Source organism: Pseudomonas fluorescens (assembly GCF_001307155.1).
Classification (GTDB): Bacteria; Pseudomonadota; Gammaproteobacteria; order Pseudomonadales; family Pseudomonadaceae; genus Aquipseudomonas; species Aquipseudomonas helvetica.
This window is the reverse complement of the sequence record NZ_CP012830.1, coordinates 2,447,152-2,470,316: the sequence shown is the minus strand read 5'-3', so window position 1 is coordinate 2,470,316 and position 23,165 is coordinate 2,447,152. Positions and strand designations below refer to the sequence as shown.

Genomic DNA, 23,165 nt, shown 5'->3' with positions numbered 1-23,165 from the left:
GGCAATCAGCTCCCTTGCAACGGTTTGGCGTCCTGGAAGAAGTAGTCCTTCCACGAGTCCGGTTTGTTCTTGATCGCGCCGACGCGGTAGAGGAACTCAGCCAGCGGATATGTATTTTTCGGCGTGACGCTGAATTCGAACTGCGGGTTGTCGATGATTTTCAGCAGCGCGGCGCGGTCGATTTTAGCTTTGGTCACCCTCAGGTAAGTGTCCGCCGCTGCGCCCTTGTCGTTCTGGGCAAATTCAGCAGCTTCGGTCAGGGCTTCGATGAAGGCCTTGTAGGTTTTCGGGTTCTCGTTGCGAAACTTCTCGGTGGCGAACAGCACGGTCGGCGAATTCGGGCCCAGTAGGTCATAGGTGTTGAGCACGACATGGACGTTAGGGTTTTCCAGCGCCTGATCCTGGAACGGCGGATTGGAGAAGTGCCCGGTCAGTTCAGTGCCGCCAGCGATCAACGCAGCCGTGGCGTCCGGGTGCGGGACAGCGATGGTGTACTTGTCGAGGCGATTGAATTCCTTGTCACCCCACTGCTTGGCCGCCGCGTACTGGAGGAATCGCGACTGTACGGAAACCCCGACCGCCGGCACCGCGATACGGTCCTGCTCGGTGAAATCGGCGATGGTTTTGACCTTCGGATTGTTGCTCACCAGGTAATACGGGAAGTTGCCCAGCGAGGCGACCGCTTTGACGTTCTGCTTGCCGTGAGTGCGGTCCCAGATGGTCAGCAACGGGCCAACGCCAGCACCGGCAATGTCGATGGACCCTGAGAGCAACGCATCGTTGACCGCCGCGCCGCCGGAGAGCTGGGTCCAGTCGACCTTGATGTCGATGCCCTCTTCCTTGCCGTGCTTCTCGATCAGGTGCTGGTCGCGGACCACGTTGAGCAGCAGGTAAACGATGCCGAACTGCTCGGCGATGCGAATTTCGCCTTCGGCGTGCGCCACAGTCGGTGCGACCAGACTCCCGGCGAGCAGGCTGAAACCCAGACCGATGGCGGCGGCCAGCGGCGCGAATGGAATACGTTTGGACATGGCAGGTATCTCCGAAATGCAGCCGATCAGAAAGGCGCATCGCCCTGAATGGTGGTGCGGTAGAGCTTGCGGCGCAGATGACTCGGGCAACCGGCGGCCAGGTGAATCAGCGAGCGGTTATCCCAGAACACCAGGTCGTGAGGCTGCCACTGATGGCGGTAGATGTTTTCCGGCAACACGCTGTAGGCGTAGAGCTCGGCCAGCAGTTGCCGGCTTTCGTCTTCCGGTAAACCGACAATGCGGGTGGTGAAGCCTTCGCTGACGAACAGTGCCTTGCGACCGTTTTCCGGGTGAGTGCGAACCACCGGATGCACCACTTCGTTGACCTGAGCGAGTTGCTCCGGGGTCAGGGTCGGGCGCCAGTTGCCTTCGAATTTGTTCTCGCTGTAACGCGCGGTATAGGAGTGCGCGGCAGAGCGTCCTTCAACCGCCTTGCGCAACGCATCGGGCAGGGTGTCCCAGGCTTTGTGCTGGTCGGCGAACAGTGTGTCGCCACCTTCGGATGGCAGCTCCTGGGCATGGAGCATCGAGCCCAGGCTCGGCAGTTCTTTATAGGACAGGTCGGAGTGCCAGAACTTGCCGGCGTCACCGAGACCGATAGCCTGGCCGTTTTCGATGATGTTGGAAACGATGAGGATTTCCGGGTGATGGGCCAGCAGAAATTGCTTGAGCACATGGATCTGCAACACGCCAAAACGGCGGCTGAAGGCGATCTGTTGTTCGGGGCTGATGCGCTGGTTTCGGAACACCACGACATGGTGATCCAGGTGCGCGCGGTGGATGCGTGCGAAGTCCTGATCGTTGATGGGCAAGGCGAGGTTCAGGCCGATGATTTCGGCACCGACAGCCCCACTGAACGGGCGGATCTCGAACAATTGCGGCGCGAGGGTCGCGGCGCTGGGCGAAGCGGACAGTACAGGCATACATCTCTCCCACGCAGAGCACGCCCAATGGCGTGCGCGTCGATCAGAAACTCACGGAGGTCCCGTGTGGGTTCATTTCGTGCGGCACGCCGATTAGTCGGTGGGTACGCAGGGGCTTGACTTTATAGATATAAGAACGAGTATTTAAATACCGTTAACGAATAACGATATGGCTTTTGAAATGCGCCGCTGCTCAGGCCGTCATCGCGGGCAAGCCTTGCTCCTACAAATACTCTGTATCGACCACGTAATTGTGGTTCGGTGCAGATCCTCTGTAGGAGCAAGGCTTGCCCGCGATGGGGCCATCGGCCCACCAGAGACTAGCGCTCGTGTAGCGCCTCTGCCCGCGCCTTGATGATCGGCTTGAGCAGGTAGCTGAGAATGGTCTTCTTGCCGGTGATGATGTCCACCGAGGCGACCATGCCCGGAATGATCAGCAAGGGTTTTTCGTCGGTGCCCAGGTGGCTGCGCTCGGTGCGCAGCTTAATCATGTAGTAGGTGGTTTTCTTGTCTTCATCGGTGATGGTGTCGGCGCCGATCTGCTCCAGCTTGGCTTTCAGCCCGCCATAGATGGTGTAGTCATAGGCCGTGAACTTGACGATGGCTTCCTGGCCCGGGTGCAAAAACGCGATGTCTTGCGGACGGATCTTCGCTTCCACCAGCAGGGTGTCGTCCAGCGGCACGATTTCGACCATGTCACTGCCGGGCTGGATCACGCCACCGATGGTGTTGACCAGCAGCTGCTTGACGATACCGCGCACCGGCGAGGTCACCAGCGTCCGGCTGACGCGGTCTTCCAGCGCCTTGCCGGTCGCCTTCGCCTTGTTCAGGTCGGTACGGGCCTCGTTGAGCTGGGTCAGCGCCTCACTGCGGAACTTGCCACGGGTCTCGTCGATCTTGCGCTGCACTTCCTTGATTGCCGACTCGGCACGCGGGATCGCCAGGGTGGTAGCGTCCAGTTGGCCACGGGTTTCGACTTCGGCACGCTTGAGTCGCAGCACTTCCACCGGCGACACCGCGCCCTGAGCCACCAGCGGCTCCGACATGTTGATTTCCTGACGTTGCAACGCCAGACCGCTGCGGTACTGCGCCTGCTTGGAGGTGAATTCGCGCAGCTCCTGTTGTTTCTGGATTAGTTGCTCCTGCAGGCCGCCGACTTCATCGTGCAGTTGCTGGCGACGGCTCTCATAGAGTGATTTTTCGCTGGCGGCCTGACCGGGCACAGCTTTCATTGCGTCGTCAGGAAAGCTCAGCGGGCGGTCGTCGACTTCCGCGCTCAAGCGTTCTACACGCAGCAACATCGACAAACGGTCGGCTTCGGTTTCGCCGACGTTTGACTTAAAGCGCGTGTCATCCAGACGAATCAACGGCGCACCGGCTTCGACGATTTGCCCTTCGCGAACGAAGAGTTCAGCGACGATACCGCCCTCCAGGTTCTGGATTTTCTGAAGTTTGGAGGATGGAATCGCCTTGCCATCGCCTTTGGTGACCTCATCGATCACCGCAAAGTTGGCCCACAACAGCAGGAACAGAAAGAAGCCGATGATGGCCCAGATGGTCAAGCGGACCACTCGCGGGGCATCTTCGATCAGCGCCTTGTTCACCTCGGGCAAGGGTTGGCCTTGCAGTGATTCGGAGCCTTTGAAGTAACGGCGGATCGAGTCGCGCATTCCGGACTTAAGCAACACTGATCTGCCCCTTCTTCAACGCTTCCATCACCGAGGCTTTTGGACCATCAGCCAGTATTTGCCCACGATCGATCACCAGCAACCGATCGACCAGCGACAACAACGACGCCCGGTGCGTCACCAGCACCACGGTCTTGTTCTCTACAACGGCTTGCAGGCGTTGTTTCAAGCGTTCTTCGCCGGTGTTATCCATGGCGCTGGTCGGTTCGTCGAGCAGCAGGATCGGCGGATTGAGCAGCAGGGCACGGGCCAGGGCCACGTTCTGACGCTGACCGCCGGAGAGGTTTTGCCCGCGTTCACCGACTTGCAACTCGTAACCTTGCGGGTGCAAACGGGCGAACTCATGCACGCCGGCCAGTTCAGCAGCCTGCAGAACAAGTTCGTCTTCCATGTAGCGGGCGCCGGACACCAGGTTGTCGCGCAACGTACCGGCGAGCAACTGGATGTCCTGCGGTACATAGCCGATGTTGTGGCGCAATTCGCTGACATCGATCTGCCGGATATCCACGCCATCCACCAGCAACGCGCCATCGTCCGGCTGATACAGGCCGACCAGCAGTTTGGCCAGCGAGCTCTTGCCCGAGCCGCTGCGGCCGATGATGCCGATCTTTTCACCCGGTTTGATGATCAGGTTGATGTTCTTCAGCGCCGGATTCTGCTGACCCGGGTAGGTGAAGCTCAACTGACGACACTCGATGGCACCCTGCAGGACTTTGCGGCTCAGCGGGCGCTCTTCGAAGTTGCGCTCTTGCGGCAACTCCATCATCTGGTCGACCGAGGTCATGGTGACCCGCGCCTGCTGATAACGGGTCAGCAGACCGGACAACGACGCCAGCGGGCTGAGGGCCCGACCACTGAGCATGTAGCAGGCGATCAGGCCGCCCATGCTGAGGTTGCCGGCAATGATCTGGTAAACGCCGAAGACGATCATGATCACCCCGGCCAGTTGCTGGATCAGCAGGGTGATGTTCATCGCCAGGCCGGAAAGCATTTTCACCCGCAGCTCAAGGCGGCTAAGGGTTCCGATGGTCTGCTCCCACTGATACTGACGCTCGCTTTCAGCGTTGTTGACCTTGACTGCATCAAGCCCGGCGAGGGTTTCAATCAGGCTCGACTGACGTTCGGCCCCCAGCGCCATGGTTCGCTCCATGGTCGCCACCAGCGGCTTCTGCAACGCGTAGCCGATCAGCAGGGCAATCGGGAACGCCAACACCGGAATCCACACCAGGTGCCCGCCCAGCAGGGCGATCACCAGGAAAATCAGCAAGGTGAACGGCAGGTCGATCAGGCTGGTCAGGGTCAGCGAGGCGAGGAAGTCGCGCAGGCTCTGAAACTCGTGGATGTTCTGGGCAAAGCTGCCGACCCGTGCCGGGCGGTACTTCATGGCCATGCCGACGATCCGCTCGAACAGCGTCGCTGAGATAATCAGGTCGGTTTTTTTGCCGGCCAGGTCCAGGCACAGACTGCGCAGGCTTTTAAGGATCAGGTCGAACAGATACGCCCCGGTGATGCCGAGGGCCAGCACCCACAGGGTCGCCTCGGCCTGGTTCGGCACCACGCGGTCGTAGACGTTCATCACGAACAGCGGCGCGGCCATGGCGATGATGTTGATCAGGAAACTCGCGGCGATGGCGTCGGCATACAGCCAGCGCGAGCGCTTGAGGGTATCGCGGAACCAGGAGCGCGCACGCGGGATCAGCGTGCCGTGGTTCACATCGAATTTATGTTGAGGCTGGGCGAAAAATGCTTGCCCGGTGTAATCGTCAGCCAGCAGTTCGCGGCTGACGTGAACTTCACCGCCATCGCTTTCACTGAGCAGCAGACGCGCCTGGTCATCGCCGAGCCAGCCCAGCAGCACGGCACTGCGACCATCCTTGAGCAGCAACAGTGCCGGCATGGCAATCGCCGGAATTTGCGCCAGCTTGCGTTGCAGCACCCGCCCTTGCAGGCCGGCGCGGGCCGCCGCACGCGGGAGCAACTCGACGCTCAGGCGCTGCTTGGGCAATGGCAGACCGGTGGTCAGCATCGCCGCGCTCGCCGGTTTCTGGTGCAGCGTGCAGAGGGCTAGCAGGCCGTCCAGTAACGGATCGTCGTGCAACGCGCGTGGATCATGACGGAGATGAACTCGACTGGCTTCTGATTCCACGCTTGGCACTCTTGGCTAACTAACTAGAAGGATCTGCTCAATTCATGCCAGGCAGTTGGACCTTGGTCTTCACATCGTTCGACACGACGGAGGCCATGGGTGCAACTACACCCTGACTTTTGAGCAATTCGCCCATGGTCGCCTTGATTCGATATTGAGTAAATAACTGAATGTTTTTGATATCCGCCAGACGACGGGAAGCGGTAAACAGTTCGTTCTCGCTGTCGAGCAAGTCGAGCAAAGTACGTTGACCCAAACTGAACTGTTGCTGATACGCGGTGCGCACGGCACTGCTGCGATCGACATATTGCTGAGCGATCGGCACTTGGGCGTTGGCGTTGTTCAGGGCATTCCATGCCAGGCCCAACTCTTCGTTCAACACGCGCAAGGCGTTGTTGCGGATATCCAGCGCCTGGTTCGACAGATAGGACTTGGATTCCAGATCAGCTTTGTTGCTGCCGCCGGAATACAGGTTGAAGCGCATGCGCAGCATGGCCTGCCATTCATTGTTATGACCGACCGCACCATCCAGATTATTGTCGGCGGTGCGGCCCAGTTCGGCATCGAAACGTGGGTAGAACGTCGACTTGGCAGCATCGTACTGCTTCTCGGCCGCGGCAATATCGGACTCGGCGGAACGCAGTACCGGGCTGTTTTCGAGCATTTGCTGGCGGGCTTCATTCAGGTTCGCCGGCAGCAGCGCAAGGAAGGGTGCCGGACGCTCCAGTTGATCGGGCATCTGACCCACGGCGCTGAGGAAGTTGGTCTCGGCGTCCGCAAGATTGGTCTGCTCAGTGATCAGGTTGTTGCGGGCCTGGGCCATACGCGCTTCGGCCTGATCGAGGTCGGCACCGCTGCCCACGCCACGCGAGGTGCGCAGTTTGATCTGGTCAAAAATCCGTTCGTGGCTCTTCAGGTTCTCTTCGGCCAAGCGCACGAACTCGCGACGGGTCAGCACGTCGAGGTAAACTTGGGCCACAGTCAGTGCCGTGCGCTCGGAAGTCCCCAGCAATGAATAGGCGCGGGAGTTGACGGTGGCTTGTTGACGCCCGACTTCGCTGGATGTCGCAAAACCGTCAAAAACCATCTGCTGCAAACGCACGCTCGACTCGCCGCGGTTCAAGGTTTCCCAATGATTGTTGCCGGCGCCAGCACGAGTGCTCGGGTTGTCAGTGCCTTCACGACCATACCCCCCTAGCAGATCGACCTTTGGCAAGTAGCCACCCTGAGCGGCTCTGAGCTGATAGTCCGCGGAAAGGCGACTGTTCACCCCAGCCTGGATTTCCGGGTGGACATCCAGTGCTTGTTGCATGGCTTGAGGCAGGGTTTGAGCTTGTACAAAACTGGCAGCAAGAACAAATGGTAGAGCCTTGAACAGGTGTGAGCGCATATAAGAATTTCCCTGGACTTCTTGTCTCAAATCACAGCAGATCGCAGTGCTGCGACGGAAAATGGCAACCGAAATGACCGTATGTCGGAAAGTTAAAAATCAGAACTGGGTCACACGCTGCCGGCAGGTCGTCACACAAATATCAATGTGACATTACCGGGGCGATTGTTTAGGATGGCACCCAGAAGGTCAATAGTTTGGCACAAAGTTAATCGCGAAAAAAACCAGCCAAATTATTGACGCGGTGGCGTCAAATTAATGCGCCCCACTTTGAAAGTACGTCCAGACTGAATTGGCAGACGGCCTCTTCAGGTCTATGGAAGCCTACTGAACGGAACACTTGGAGAGTCCTCAATGAGCAGTGTTGTTGCCATCGTCAAAAGCATTGTTGGTCAAGTTTTCGCGGTGTCCCCGGAAGGCATCAGACGTGTGCTGATTGAGGGTGACCGACTGTTCACGGGCGACCAGCTCGATACCGGTCCGACGGGCGCGGTGACGCTTGAACTGGCCGACGGTCGTACGTTGGACCTGGGCCGTGATACCCAGTGGAGCGGCAGCGCTCCGGACTCCAGCACTGACTTGGCACAAGCCACCGCGCAAGCCGCGCCTTCGGTAGCAGAACTGCAACAAGCCATCCTCGCGGGCGTCGACCCGACCACTGATATAGAAGCCGCCGCCGCAGGCCCGACTGCAACAGGCACGGGTGCTGCCGGCGGAGGCCACAGCTTCGTGGCACTGGACGAAACAGCTGCCCGCGTAGCCCCGACCATTGGTTTTCCGACCGCAGGCATTGGCGCAACCACTTCCGCCGTCGACGTCACTACGGGTGGCCAGAACACCAATAACGGCACCAACGTGCTGGTTGGCTCGACCCTGAGCCTCAGTGCTACATCGACCATCACCGAAGCCGGTGGTGTGCTGGTTTACACCGCAAACGTCACCCGGGCACCGCTGACTGACCTGAGCATCACCCTGTCCAATGGCTCGGTCATCGTCATCCCGGCCGGCCAGGTCAGTGGCAGCGTCAATGTTCCGCTGGCACCGAATGACAGTGTCTACAACGACCCGCACCAGATCACCGTCAATGTCACCGGCACCACCGGTGGTGGCGGCCTGGTGCTGACCGTTGATCCGACGCCCGCCGTCACACAGGTCACTGACACGATTGATACCACCACCGTCACCCTGACGGCAGGCTCGACCATCACCGAAGGCGGTCAGATCACCTACACCGCAACCTTGACCAACCCGGCGCAAACGCCGGTCACCGTGACCCTGTCCAACGGCTCGACCATCACCATCGAAGCCGGCAAAACCACCGGTACGGTGAACGTCGACACCCCGGCGAACGACGTCTACAAAAACGGCAGCACGGTCAGCACCACCATCGAAAGCACCAGCGGTGGCAACTTCGAACAGTTGACCCCGAGCACCACCCCGGCGGTCACCACCATCACCGATTCGATCGATAACACCGGACTGAGCCTGACGGCGACCGGTTCGGTCACCGAAGGCGGCCAGATCACTTACACCGCGACGCTGAGCAATCCAGCCGGCACCGCGATGAGCGTGACCCTGTCGAACGGTGCCGTGATCAACATCGAAGCCGGTAAAACCACTGGTTCCGTGGTGGTCGATACCCCGGCCAACGACGTCTACAAAAACGGCAGCACCGTCAGCACCACCATTGAAAGCACCACGGGCGGCAACTTCGAGCAGTTGACCCCAAGCACGACGCCGGCCGTTACGACGATCACCGACTCGATCGACAACACCGGCCTGAGCCTGACGGCGAATGGTTCTGTGGTTGAAGGCGGCCAGATCACTTACACCGCGATGCTGACCAATCCGGCCGGCACGCCGATGACCGTCACGCTCAGCAATGGCGCCATAATCAACATCGAAGCCGGTAAAACGTCCGGTTCCGTGGTGGTCGACACCCCGGCCAACGACGTCTACAAAAACGGCAGCACCGTTAGCACCACCATCGAAAGCACCAGCGGCGGCAATTTCGAACAGCTGACCCCAAGCACCACGCCGGCGGTGACGACGATCACCGATTCGATCGACAACACCAGGCTGACGCTCACCGCCAACAACACCATTACCGAAGGCGGCCAGATCACCTACACCGCCACGCTGACCAACCCGGCCGGCACCGCGATGAGCGTGACCCTGTCGAACGGCGCCGTCATCAACATCGAAGCCGGCAAGACTTCCGGCAGCGTGGTGGTCGACACCCCAGCCAACGACGTTTACAAAAACGGCAGCACCGTCAGCACCACCATCGAAAGCACCACGGGCGGCAACTTCGAACAGTTGACCCCGAGCACTACCCCGGCGGTCACCACCATCACCGACTCGATCGACAACACCGGGCTGAGCCTGACGGCGACCGGTTCGGTCACCGAAGGCGGCCAGATCACTTACACCGCAACGCTGAGCAACCCGGCCGGCACCGCGATGAGCGTGACCCTGTCGAACGGCGCCGTCATCAACATCGAAGCCGGTAAAACCACTGGCTCGGTGGTGGTCGATACCCCGGCCAACGACGTCTACAAGAACGGCAGCACCGTCAGCACCACCATCGAAAGCACCACGGGCGGCAATTTCGAACAGCTGACCCCGAGCACCACGCCGGCGGTCACCACCATCACCGACTCGATCGACAACACCGGCCTGAGCCTGACGGCGACCGGTTCGGTCACCGAAGGCGGCCAGATCACCTACACCGCGACCCTGAGCAATCCGGCCGGCACCGCGATGAGCGTGACCCTGTCGAACGGCGCCGTCATCAACATCGAAGCCGGCAAGACTTCCGGCAGCGTGGTGGTCGACACCCCAGCCAACGACGTTTACAAAAACGGCAGCACCGTCAGCACCACCATCGAAAGCACCACGGGCGGCAACTTCGAACAGTTGACCCCGAGCACCACCCCGGCGGTCACCACCATCACCGATTCGATCGATAACACCGGACTGACGCTCACTGCCGACAGCACCATTACCGAAGGTGGCCAGATCACCTACACCGCGACGCTGAGCAATCCAGCCGGCACCGCGATGAGCGTGACCCTGTCGAACGGCGCCGTGATCAACATCGAAGCCGGCAAGACTTCCGGCAGCGTGGTGGTCGACACCCCAGCCAACGACGTCTACAAAAACGGCAGCACCGTCAGCACCACCATTGAAAGCACCACCGGTGGCAACTTCGAACAGTTGACCCCGAGCACCACCCCGGCGGTCACCACCATCACCGATTCGATCGATAACACCGGACTGACGCTCACTGCCGACAGCACCATTACCGAAGGTGGCCAGATCACTTACACCGCGACGCTGAGCAATCCAGCCGGCACCGCGATGACCGTGACCCTGTCCAACGGTGCAGTGATCAACATCGAAGCCGGTAAAACCACTGGTTCCGTGGTAGTCGATACCCCGGCCAACGACGTCTACAAAAACGGCAGCACCGTCAGCACCACCATTGAAAGCACCACGGGCGGCAACTTCGAACAGTTGACCCCGAGCACCACCCCGGCGGTCACCACCATCACCGACTCGATCGACAACACCGGGCTGAGCCTGACGGCGACCGGTTCGGTCACCGAAGGCGGTCAGATCACCTACACCGCGACCCTGAGCAACCCGGCCGGCACGCCGATGACCGTCACGCTCAGCAATGGCGCCATAATCAACATCGAAGCCGGTAAAACGTCCGGTTCCGTGGTGGTCGACACCCCGGCGAATGACGTCTACAAAAACGGCAGCACCGTCAGCACCACCATCGAGAGCACCACCGGTGGCAATTTCGAACAGCTGACTCCAAGCACCACCCCGGCGGTCACCACCATCACCGACTCGATCGATAACACCGGCCTGAGCCTGACGGCGAATGGTTCTGTGGTTGAAGGCGGCCAGATCACCTACACCGCGACGCTGAGCAACCCGGCCGGTACCGCGATGAGCGTGACCCTGTCGAATGGCGCCGTCATCAACATCGAGGCCGGTAAAACCAGCGGTTCGGTGGTGGTCGATACCCCGGTGAATGACGTCTACAAGAACGGCAGTACCGTCAGCACCACCATCGAAAGCACCACGGGCGGCAATTTCGAACAGCTGACCCCGAGCACCACCCCGGCGGTGACGACGATCACCGACTCGATCGACAACACCGGGCTGTCCCTGGCAGCCACCGGTTCGGTCACCGAAGGCGGGCAGATCACTTACACCGCCACCCTGACCAACCCGGCCGGCACCGCGATGAGCGTGACCCTGTCGAACGGCGCCGTCATCAACATCGAAGCCGGTAAAACCACTGGCTCGGTGGTGGTCGATACCCCGGCCAACGACGTCTACAAGAACGGCAGCACCGTCAGCACCACCATCGAAAGCACCACGGGCGGCAACTTCGAGCAGCTGACCCCGAGCACCACCCCGGCGGTGACGACGATCACCGACTCGATCGACAACACCGGCCTGTCCCTGGCAGCCACCGGTTCGGTCACCGAAGGCGGGCAGATCACCTATACCGCCACCTTGAGCAATCCGGCCGGCACGCCGATGACCGTCACGCTCAGCAACGGTGCGGTGATCAACATCGAGGCCGGCAAAACCACCGGTTCCGTGGTGGTCGACACCCCGGCCAACGACGTCTATAAAAACGGCAGCACCGTCAGCACCACCATTGAAAGCACCAGCGGTGGCAACTTCGAACAGTTGACCCCAAGCACCACCCCGGCGGTCACCACCATCACCGATTCGATCGACAACACCGGCCTGACGCTCACCGCCAACAACACCATTACCGAAGGCGGCCAGATCACTTATACCGCCACCCTGACCAACCCGGCCGGCACCGCGATGAGCGTGACCCTGTCGAACGGCGCCGTGATCAACATCGAAGCCGGTAAAACGTCCGGCAGCGTGGTGGTCGACACCCCGGCCAACGACGTCTACAAAAACGGCAGCACCGTCAGCACCACCATCGAAAGCACCACGGGCGGCAACTTCGAACAGTTGACCCCAAGCACGACGCCGGCCGTTACGACGATCACCGACTCGATCGACAACACCGGCCTGAGCCTGACGGCGAATGGTTCTGTGGTTGAAGGCGGCCAGATCACCTACACCGCCACCTTGAGCAATCCGGCTGGCACGCCGATGACCGTCACGCTGTCGAACGGCGCGGTAATCAACATCGAAGCCGGCAAAACCACCGGTTCCGTGGTGGTCGATACCCCGGCGAATGACGTCTACAAAAACGGCAGCACCGTCAGCACCACCATCACCGGGGCTACCGGTGGCAACTTTGAAAACCTGGTGCCAAGCACCACGCCAGCGGTGACGACGATCACCGATTCGATCGACAACACCGGCCTGAGCCTGACGGCGACCGGTTCGGTGGTTGAAGGCGGCCAGATCACCTACACCGCCACCCTGACCAACCCGGCCGGCACCGCGATGAGCGTGACGCTGTCGAACGGCGCGGTGATCAACATCGAGGCCGGCAAAACCACCGGCAGCGTGGTGGTCGATACCCCGGCGAATGACGTTTACAAAAACGGCAGCACCGTCAGCACCATCATTGAAAGCACCACGGGCGGCAATTTCGAACAGTTGACCCCAAGCACCACACCGGCCGTTACGACGATTACCGATTCGATCGATAACACCGGCCTGACGCTCACCGCCAATAACAGCATTACCGAAGGTGGCCAGATCACCTACACCGCGACGCTGACCAATCCGGCCGGCACCGCGATGAGCGTGACCCTGTCCAACGGTGCAGTGATCAACATCGAGGCCGGCAAAACCACCGGTTCCGTGGTGGTCGACACCCCGGCCAATGACGTCTACAAAAACGGCAGCACCGTCAGCACCACCATCGAAAGCACCACGGGCGGCAACTTCGAGCAGCTGACCCCGAGCACCACACCGGCGGTCACCACGATTACCGACTCGATCGATAACACCGGCCTGACGCTCACCGCCAATAACACCATTACCGAAGGCGGTCAGATCACTTACACCGCGACGCTGACCAACCCGGCCGGCACCGCGATGAGCGTGACCCTGTCGAACGGCGCCGTCATCAACATCGAAGCTGGTAAAACCACCGGCTCGGTGGTGGTCGATACCCCGGCCAACGACGTTTACAAAAACGGCAGCACCGTCAGCACCACCATCGAAAGCACCACCGGTGGCAACTTCGAACAGTTGACCCCAAGCACCACCCCGGCGGTCACCACGATCACCGATTCGATCGACAATACCGGCCTGAGCCTGACGGCGAATGGTTCTGTGGTTGAAGGCGGCCAGATCACTTACACCGCCACCCTGACCAACCCGGCCGGCACCGCGATGAGCGTGACCCTGTCGAACGGCGCGGTGATCAACATCGAGGCCGGCAAAACCACTGGTTCCGTGGTGGTCGATACCCCGGCCAACGACGTCTACAAAAACGGCAGCACCGTCAGCACCACCATCGAAAGCACCACCGGCGGCAACTTCGAGCAGTTGACCCCGAGCACGACGCCGGCGGTCACTACCATCACCGACTCGATCGACAACACCGGGCTGACGCTCACCGCCGACAACACGATTACCGAAGGCGGCCAGATCACCTACACCGCGACGCTGAGCAATCCGGCTGGCACGCCGATGACCGTCACGCTGTCGAACGGCGCGGTGATCAACATCGAGGCCGGCAAGACTTCCGGCAGCGTGGTGGTCGACACCCCAGCGAACGATGTTTACAAAAACGGCAGCACGGTCAGCACCACCATCGAGAGCACCACGGGCGGCAACTTCGAGCAGTTGACCCCAAGCACCACTCCGGCGGTCACCACCATCACCGATTCGATCGACAACACCGGGCTGTCCCTGGCAGCAACCGGTTCGGTCACCGAAGGCGGTCAAATCACTTACACCGCGACGCTGAGCAACCCGGCGGGCACGCCGATGACTGTCACGCTCAGCAATGGCGCCGTGATCAACATCGAAGCTGGTAAAACCACCGGCTCGGTGGTGGTCGATACCCCGGCCAATGACGTCTACAAAAACGGCAGCACCGTCAGCACCACCATCGAAAGCACCACGGGCGGCAACTTCGAGCAGTTGACCCCGAGCACGACGCCGGCGGTCACGACCATTACCGACTCGATCGATAACACCGGGCTGACACTCACCGCCGACAACACGATTACCGAAGGCGGCCAGATCACCTACACCGCGACGCTGACCAATCCGGCCGGCACCGCGATGAGCGTGACCCTGTCGAACGGCGCGGTGATCAACATCGAGGCCGGCAAAACCACCGGCAGCGTGGTGGTCGATACCCCGGCGAATGACGTCTACAAAAACGGCAGCACCGTCAGCACCACCATCGAAAGCACCAGCGGCGGCAATTTCGAACAGCTGACCCCAAGCACCACCCCGGCCGTTACGACCATTACCGATTCGATCGATAACACTGGGCTGACGCTCACTGCCGACAACACCATTACCGAAGGCGGTCAGATCACTTACACCGCGACGCTGACCAACCCGGCCGGCACCGCGATGAGCGTGACCCTGTCGAACGGCGCCGTCATCAACATCGAAGCTGGTAAAACCACCGGCTCGGTGGTGGTCGACACCCCGGCCAATGACGTCTACAAAAACGGCAGCACCGTCAGCACCACCATCGAGAGCACCACCGGTGGCAATTTCGAACAGCTGACTCCAAGCACCACCCCAGCCGTTACGACCATTACCGATTCGATCGATAACACTGGGCTGACGCTCACTGCCGACAACACCATTACCGAAGGCGGTCAGATCACTTACACCGCGACGCTGACCAACCCGGCCGGCACCGCGATGAGCGTGACCCTGTCGAACGGCGCCGTCATCAACATCGAAGCTGGTAAAACCACCGGCTCGGTGGTGGTCGACACCCCGGCCAATGACGTCTACAAAAACGGCAGCACCGTCAGCACCACCATCGAGAGCACCACCGGTGGCAATTTCGAACAGCTGACTCCAAGCACCACCCCAGCCGTTACGACCATTACCGATTCGATCGATAACACTGGGCTGACGCTCACTGCCGACAACACCATTACCGAAGGCGGTCAGATCACTTACACCGCGACGCTGACCAACCCGGCCGGCACCGCGATGAGCGTGACCCTGTCGAACGGCGCCGTCATCAACATCGAAGCTGGTAAAACCACCGGCTCGGTGGTGGTCGACACCCCGGCCAATGACGTCTACAAAAACGGCAGCACCGTCAGCACCACCATCGAGAGCACCACCGGTGGCAATTTCGAACAGCTGACTCCAAGCACCACCCCAGCCGTTACGACCATTACCGATTCGATCGATAACACTGGGCTGACGCTCACTGCCGACAACACCATTACCGAAGGCGGTCAGATCACTTACACCGCGACGCTGACCAACCCGGCCGGCACCGCGATGAGCGTGACCCTGTCGAACGGCGCCGTCATCAACATCGAAGCCGGTAAAACCACTGGCTCGGTGGTGGTCGATACCCCGGCCAACGACGTCTACAAGAACGGCAGCACCGTCAGCACCACCATCGAAAGCACCACGGGCGGCAACTTCGAGCAGCTGACCCCGAGCACCACCCCGGCGGTGACGACGATCACCGACTCGATCGACAACACCGGCCTGTCCCTGGCAGCCACCGGTTCGGTCACCGAAGGCGGGCAGATCACCTATACCGCCACCCTGACCAACCCGGCCGGCACCGCGATGAGCGTGACCCTGTCGAACGGCGCCGTCATCAACATCGAAGCCGGTAAAACCACTGGCTCGGTGGTGGTCGATACCCCGGCCAACGACGTCTACAAGAACGGCAGCACCGTTAGCACCACCATCGAAAGCACCAGCGGCGGCAATTTCGAACAGCTGACCCCAAGCACCACCCCGGCGGTTACGACGATCACCGACTCGATCGACAACACCGGCCTGTCCCTGGCAGCAACCGGTTCGGTCACCGAAGGCGGTCAAATCACTTACACCGCGACGCTGAGCAATCCGGCCGGCACCGCGATGAGCGTGACCCTGTCGAATGGCGCCGTAATCAACATCGAAGCTGGTAAAACCACCGGCTCGGTGGTGGTCGACACCCCGGCCAATGACGTCTACAAAAACGGCAGCACCGTCAGCACTACCATCGAAAGCACCAGCGGCGGCAATTTCGAACAGCTGACCCCAAGCACCACCCCGGCCGTTACGACGATCACCGATTCGATCGACAACACCGGGCTGTCCCTGGCAGCCACCGGTTCGGTCACCGAAGGCGGGCAGATCACTTACACCGCGACGCTGACCAACCCGGCCGGCACCGCGATGAGCGTGACCCTGTCGAACGGCGCCGTCATCAACATCGAAGCCGGTAAAACTTCCGGTTCCGTGGTGGTCGATACCCCGGCCAACGACGTCTACAAAAACGGCAGCACCGTCAGCACCACCATCGAAAGCACCAGCGGCGGCAACTTCGAGCAGCTGACCCCGAGCACGACGCCGGCGGTCACCACGATCACCGACTCGATCGACAACACCGGCCTGAGCCTGACGGCGAATGGTTCTGTGGTTGAAGGCGGCCAGATCACCTACACCGCCACCTTGAGCAATCCGGCCGGCACGCCGATGACCGTCACGCTCAGCAACGGTGCGGTGATCAACATCGAGGCCGGCAAAACCACCGGTTCCGTGGTGGTCGACACCCCGGCCAACGACGTCTATAAAAACGGCAGCACCGTCAGCACCACCATTGAAAGCACCAGCGGTGGCAACTTCGAACAGTTGACCCCAAGCACCACCCCGGCGGTCACCACCATCACCGATTCGATCGACAACACCGGCCTGACGCTCACCGCCAACAACACCATTACCGAAGGCGGCCAGATCACTTATACCGCCACCCTGACCAACCCGGCCGGCACCGCGATGAGCGTGACCCTGTCGAACGGCGCCGTGATCAACATCGAAGCCGGTAAAACGTCCGGCAGCGTGGTGGTCGACACCCCGGCCAACGACGTCTACAAAAACGGCAGCACCGTCAGCACCACCATCGAAAGCACCACGGGCGGCAACTTCGAACAGTTGACCCCAAGCACGACGCCGGCGGTGACCACCATCACCGATTCGATCGATAACACCGGCCTGACGCTCACCGCCAATAACACCATTACCGAAGGTGGCCAGATCACCTACACCGCGACCCTGAGCAACCCGGCGGGCACCGCGATGACTGTCACGCTGAGCAACGGCGCGGTGATCAACATCGAAGCCGGTAAAACCAGCGGCTCGGTGGTGGTCGATACCCCGGCCAACGACGTCTACAAAAACGGTAGCACCGTCAGCACCACCATCGAAAGCACCACCGGTGGCAATTTCGAACAGTTGACCCCGAGCACCACCCCGGCGGTCACCACCATCACCGACTCGATCGACAACACCGGGCTGAGCCTGACGGCGACCGGTTCGGTGGTTGAAGGCGGTCAGATCACTTACACCGCCACCCTGACCAACCCGGCCGGCACGCCGATGACCGTCACCCTGTCGAACGGCGCAGTGATCAACATCGAAGCCGGCAAAACCACCGGCAGCGTGGTGGTCGATACCCCGGCCAACGACGTCTACAAAAACGGCAGCACCGTCAGCACCACCATCGAAAGCACCAGCGGTGGCAATTTCGAGCAGCTGACCCCGAGCACCACCCCAGCCGTTACGACGATCACCGATTCGATCGATAACACCGGCCTGTCCCTGACGGCGACCGGTTCCGTGGCCGAAGGCGGGCACATCACCTACACCGCGACCCTGACCAACGCCGCCGGCACGCCAGTGACCGTGACCCTGAGCAACGGTGCAGTGATCAACATCGACGCCGGCAAAACCACCGGCACCGTAGTGGTCGACGCACCCAAAGACGACGTCTACCTCGACGCCGGCAAGGTCCAGGCAACGATCTCCACCGCCACCGGCGGCAACTTCGAGAACCTGGTCACCAGCAGCACACCTGCGGTCACCAACGTTACCGACACCATCGACACCTCGACGGTGAAACTGACCGCGACCGATTCGGCAGCCGAAGGCGGCACCGTCACCTACACCGCAACCGTCTCGGCGCCAGTCACCGGTTCGGCAGTGATCGTGACGTTGGCCAACGGCCAGACCATCACCATTCCAGTCGGCCAGTCCAGCGGCACCGCGACCACCACCGCGCCAAACGACGCGCTGGTTGGCCACACCCCGCTGACCAACGCGATTACCAACGTCAGCGGCGGCAACTACGAAAACCTGGTCGCCGACAAAACCCCGGTCAGCACCACCGTGACCGACACCGTCGACACCACCAACCTGACGCTGAGCGCAACCGGTTCCGTGGCTGAAGGTGGCCAGATCACCTACACCGCGACCCTGACCAACGCCGCCGGCACGCCAGTGACCGTGACCCTGAGCAACGGTGCAGTCATCAACATCGACGCTGGCAAAACCACCGGCACCGTAGTGGTCGACGCACCAAAAGACGACGTCTACCTCGACGCCGGCAAGGTCCAGGCAACGATCTCCACCGCCACCGGCGGTAACTTCGAGAACCTGGTCACCAGCAGCACACCTGCAGTCACCAACGTTACCGACACCATCGACACCTCGACGGTGAAACTGACCGCGACTGACTCGGCAGCCGAAGGCGGCACTGTCACCTACACCGCCACCGTCAGCGCGCCAGTGACCGGTTCGGCAGTGATCGTGACCCTGGCCAACGGCCAGACCATCACCATTCCGGTCGGCCAGTCCAGCGGCACCGCGACCACCACTGCGCCGAACGACGCGCTGGTCGGCCACACCCCGCTGACCAACGCCATCACCAACGTCAGCGGCGGCAACTACGAAAACCTGGTCGCCGACAAAACCCCGGTCAGCACCAGCGTGACCGACACCGTCGACACCACCAACCTGACGCTGAGCGCGACCGGTTCCGTGGCTGAAGGTGGCCAGATCACCTACACCGCGACCCTGACCAACCCGGCCGGCACCGCGATGACCGTGACCCTGAGCAACGGTGCAGTCATCAACATCGACGCTGGCAAAACCAGCGGTTCGGTGAACTTCGCCGCGCCGAAAGATGATGTCTACCTCGACGCCGGCTCGGTCAACGCCAAGATCACCGCCAGCACCGGTGGCAATTTCGAAAAACTGGTCACCAGCGATACCCCAGCGGTAACCAGCGTCACCGACACCATCGATAAAACCGAGGTCAGCATCAGCGGCAGCAGTCAGGTCACCGAAGGCCAGACTGCCAGCTACACCGTGACCCTGACGCACCCGGCGCAAACCGACGTGACGCTGAAGATCGTCTACAGCGGCACGGCCACCGACGGCTCGGACTTTACCGGTGTGTACACGGTGAAAATCCCGGCGGGTGCCAGCAGCGCCAGCTTCAATATCGCGACCATCGACGACAAGATCACCGAGCCTACTGAAAACATCGTGGTCAAGATCGACTCGGCCAGCGGTGGCAACTTCGAAAACCTGGTGGTCAGCAGCACCAATGGCAGCGTCAACACGTCAATCATCGACAACGATGCTCCGCCCGTCATCGACCTGGACGCCAACAACTCCAGCGGCGCGACCGGTGCCAATTACAACGTCACCTTCACCGAAGGCACCACCGGCCCGGGCGTATCGATTGGCGACACCGACCTCACGATCACTGACCCGGACAGCACCATGCTGACCGGCGCCACCATCGTGTTGACCAACCGTCAGCCGGGCGACTCGCTGAACCTGGGCAACAGCGTCAACGGCATCAGCATCAACGCCAACAGCAAGGATGGTTCGATCACCCTGACGCTGTCCGGCAATGCAACGCTGGCCGACTACATGCAGCAGATCAAGAACATCACCTTCACCAACAACAGTGAAGACCCGAGCACCACGCCGCGGACCATCACCGTGACGGTGACCGACGGCAGCAATTACTCCAACGTCGCCACCACCACCGTCAATGTGGTCGCGATCAACGATGCACCGGTCGCCACGGGTGGCGCTGTTACCGGCACTGAAGACACGCCGCTGATCCTCGGCTGGTCGAATTTCGGTGTGAGCGATGTCGACAGTCCTGCCGCCAGCCTGGGCGTGAAAATCACCCAGCTGCCGGGCGACGGCAAGTTGCAGTACCTGGACGGTTCGACCTGGAAAGACGTGGCCAACAACCAGACTTTCAGCAAGGCCGACATCGACGCAGGCAAGCTGCGCTTCATGCCTGATGCCAACGAATCCGGCACCAATGGCTACGGCGGCACCGGCGTGGGCAACCAACAGGCGGATTACGCACAAATCCAGTTCCAGCCAACCGACGGCCAACTGCTGGGCAGCACCGGCACGCTGAAAGTCGATATCACTCCCGTCGCCGATGCGCCAACACTCAGCATCGCCGACAACAGCGTGAACTCGACGGGCCTGATCAAGGAGGTCTGGACCGGTCTGGCCGGTCTCGGCACTAGCGGTAGTGGTGCGCCCGCTGAAACCCTGAAATCCGTGATCGATGCTGCCGGTACTCCGAACAGCAGCGGTACCGTGAACAACGTGCAGTCCGACAGCAACGTTGCAGCCGGCACAGCATCTAAAACTTCCGGGCTGATCTACCTCGAAGCCGGCAAGACCTACAGCTTCAGCGGTATCGCTGACGACAGTTTGCTGGTGACCATCGGCGGTAATAACGTGGCCGGTGCCACGTGGGGCGCGGGTGGCCAAATCTCCGGCTCGTTCACGCCGACCACCAGCGGCTACTACACCCTGGATATCTACCACCACAACCAAAGTGGCCCGGGCAGCTACGACGTCAACCTGTCGGTCAACGGCGCCCCGGCCATCGACCTGAGCAGCGCTGGCGTGCCGATCTACACGGGTGTCACCGACCTGATCAATGCTGGTGTGACGGTCTCCGACCTGCACGGCACCAATGGCGAAGGCTACTACGACGGCTACAAGCTCAACACCGGCGCCGAGGGCGGCAGCGTTCATCTGTCAAAAATCACCACCGCACTGACCGACACCGACGGCTCCGAAAGCCTGAGCGTGAAAATCGGCGGTATGCCGGCAGGTTCCGTGCTGAGCGATGGCGCGGGACATACTTTCACCGTAGCGACCACCGGTGAAGCAAATGTCACTGGCTGGAATCTCGGCAGCCTGACGCTCACGCCGCCACCGTACTTCAACGGCTCGATCAATCTGACGGTCACCTCGACTTCCACCGAGTCCCTAGGCGGCTCGGCACCAAGCATTGCGCAGATCCCGGTCACGGTTTACCCGGCGGTGTATAACGCGTCGGTCGGCACTTCAGGGGATGACAATATCGCCGGCTCTAACGGCAACGACATCATGATCGCCGACATCGGCGGGCTGACCGTGGTGCCAGGCACCAACTACAACATTGCGTTCATGGTCGACAGCTCGGGCAGCATGAGCGCCACCTCGATCAGCGCCGCCAAAGACTCACTGACATCGGTGTTCAACACCCTCAAGAACAGCCTGGGCGCCAGCACTTCGGGCACGGTGAATGTCTTCCTCGCGGACTTCGATACCCAGGTCAACAAGCAGATTGCGGTCAACCTGAACGACCCGAATGCCCTGACCCTGCTCAAGTCGGTGCTGGACTCTATGGCTTCCGGCGGCGGTACCAACTACGAAGACGTGTTCAAGACTACGGCCAACTTCTTCCAGAGCAGCATGGCCACCAGTAACAGCAACGCGACCAACCTGACGTATTTCATTACCGACGGAAAGCCAACGTACTATCAGTCCGGCGAGCAGACCAACCCGGCGTTGTACAGCGGTGGTGCGCAGCTGGATGACATCGTCACTACCAGCAACTACACGCTGGGGAACACGTTCTCCAAGTATCTGGACAACACGCACTACCTCTCAATCGGCACCGATGGTTCAACGACGCTGCAGACCTATACCGGCAACCGCTGGGTCAGCAAAGACCTGGGGATGCTCCACGCCCAGGGCGATGGCACCTATGAGTTGTCGAAACTGGCCGGAACGGGCTACAGCTCCGATAGCAGTACCACCAGCAACTCCAACGACAGCTTCGCGCTGCTCGGCAAGTTGTCGCAGGTCGAGGCCATCGGCCTGAACAGCGATGTCAGCCTCAGCGACCTGAAACCATTCGACACCGACGGCAAACCGCAAAGCAACATCGATCCGGCCAACCTGGCCAACTCGATCATCGGTCACACCGAAGCGACCATGCCGGGCGCCGATACGGTTAATGGCGGCGACGGCAACGACATCCTGTTCGGCGACCTGGTGAGCTTCAACGGCATTGCCGGTGAGGGCTACCAGGCCATGCAGGCCTTCGTGGCCCAGCAGACCGGCGTGGATCTCAGCAAAGTCACCACCAGCAACGTGCACCAGTACATCACCGAGCACTACACCGCGTTCGATGTGTCCGGCTCTCATGACGGTAATGACACGCTGCTGGGCGGTGCCGGTAACGACATCCTCTTCGGCCAGGGTGGCAACGACATCCTCGACGGCGGCAAAGGCAATGACATCCTGCTGGGCGGTACGGGTAACGACACGCTGATCGGCGGTCAGGGCAACGACATTCTGATTGGCGGATCGGGTGCCGATACCTTCGTCTGGAAGGCCGGCGACACCGGTAACGATGTGATCAAGGACTTCAAGGCCAGCGAAGGCGACCGGATCGACCTGCGGGATCTGTTGCAGGGCGAAAGCGGCAGCACCATCGACAACTTCCTGAAAATCAGCACGGTTGAAGGTGTGTCGACGTTGCAGGTCAGCTCCGAAGGCAAGCTTAACGCGGCCGGCGGCGTGGCCAACGCTGATGTGACGATCAAACTGGAAGGCAATAACTGGTCCGGTCAGAGCATCAACTCGCTGATCGCCGGTAGCGACCCGACCATCAAGATCGACCACAACAACACCTGATCA

6 protein-coding genes are annotated in these 23,165 nt (G+C 60.9%); 1 reads left to right on the top strand and 5 read right to left on the bottom strand.

Annotated features, from left to right (window positions below):
• Positions 1-5: 5 nt before the first annotated feature.
• From AO353_RS11205 to AO353_RS11185, 5 genes are all read right to left on the bottom strand, one after another.
• Positions 6-1,031 carry an ABC transporter substrate-binding protein gene (locus AO353_RS11205; RefSeq protein ID WP_054594995.1) on the bottom strand — a complete coding sequence of 342 codons (1,026 nt, stop codon included), beginning with the start codon at positions 1,029-1,031 and terminating at the stop codon, positions 6-8.
• A gap of 26 nt (positions 1,032-1,057) precedes the next feature.
• Complete coding sequence (locus AO353_RS11200) at positions 1,058-1,954, bottom strand: TauD/TfdA dioxygenase family protein (RefSeq protein WP_054594994.1); 897 nt, start codon at positions 1,952-1,954, stop codon at positions 1,058-1,060.
• Between the two features lie 320 nt (positions 1,955-2,274).
• On the bottom strand, positions 2,275-3,642 hold the full coding sequence (locus tag AO353_RS11195; RefSeq protein WP_054594993.1) for an HlyD family type I secretion periplasmic adaptor subunit: 1,368 nt from the start codon (positions 3,640-3,642) through the stop codon (positions 2,275-2,277).
• Complete coding sequence (locus AO353_RS11190) at positions 3,632-5,788, bottom strand: type I secretion system permease/ATPase (protein ID WP_054594992.1); 2,157 nt, start codon at positions 5,786-5,788, stop codon at positions 3,632-3,634. The genes AO353_RS11195 and AO353_RS11190 overlap by 11 nt, the downstream gene beginning before the upstream one ends.
• Before the next feature lie 37 nt (positions 5,789-5,825).
• On the bottom strand, positions 5,826-7,178 hold the full coding sequence (locus tag AO353_RS11185) for a TolC family outer membrane protein (protein WP_054594991.1): 1,353 nt from the start codon (positions 7,176-7,178) through the stop codon (positions 5,826-5,828).
• Between the two features lie 354 nt (positions 7,179-7,532).
• Between AO353_RS11185 and AO353_RS11180 the strand changes: the two genes are divergently transcribed.
• A complete protein-coding gene (locus AO353_RS11180) occupies positions 7,533-23,162 on the top strand; it encodes a LapA family giant adhesin (protein WP_054594990.1) in 15,630 nt (5,209 codons plus the stop codon).
• The last annotated feature ends 3 nt before the right edge of the window (positions 23,163-23,165 follow it).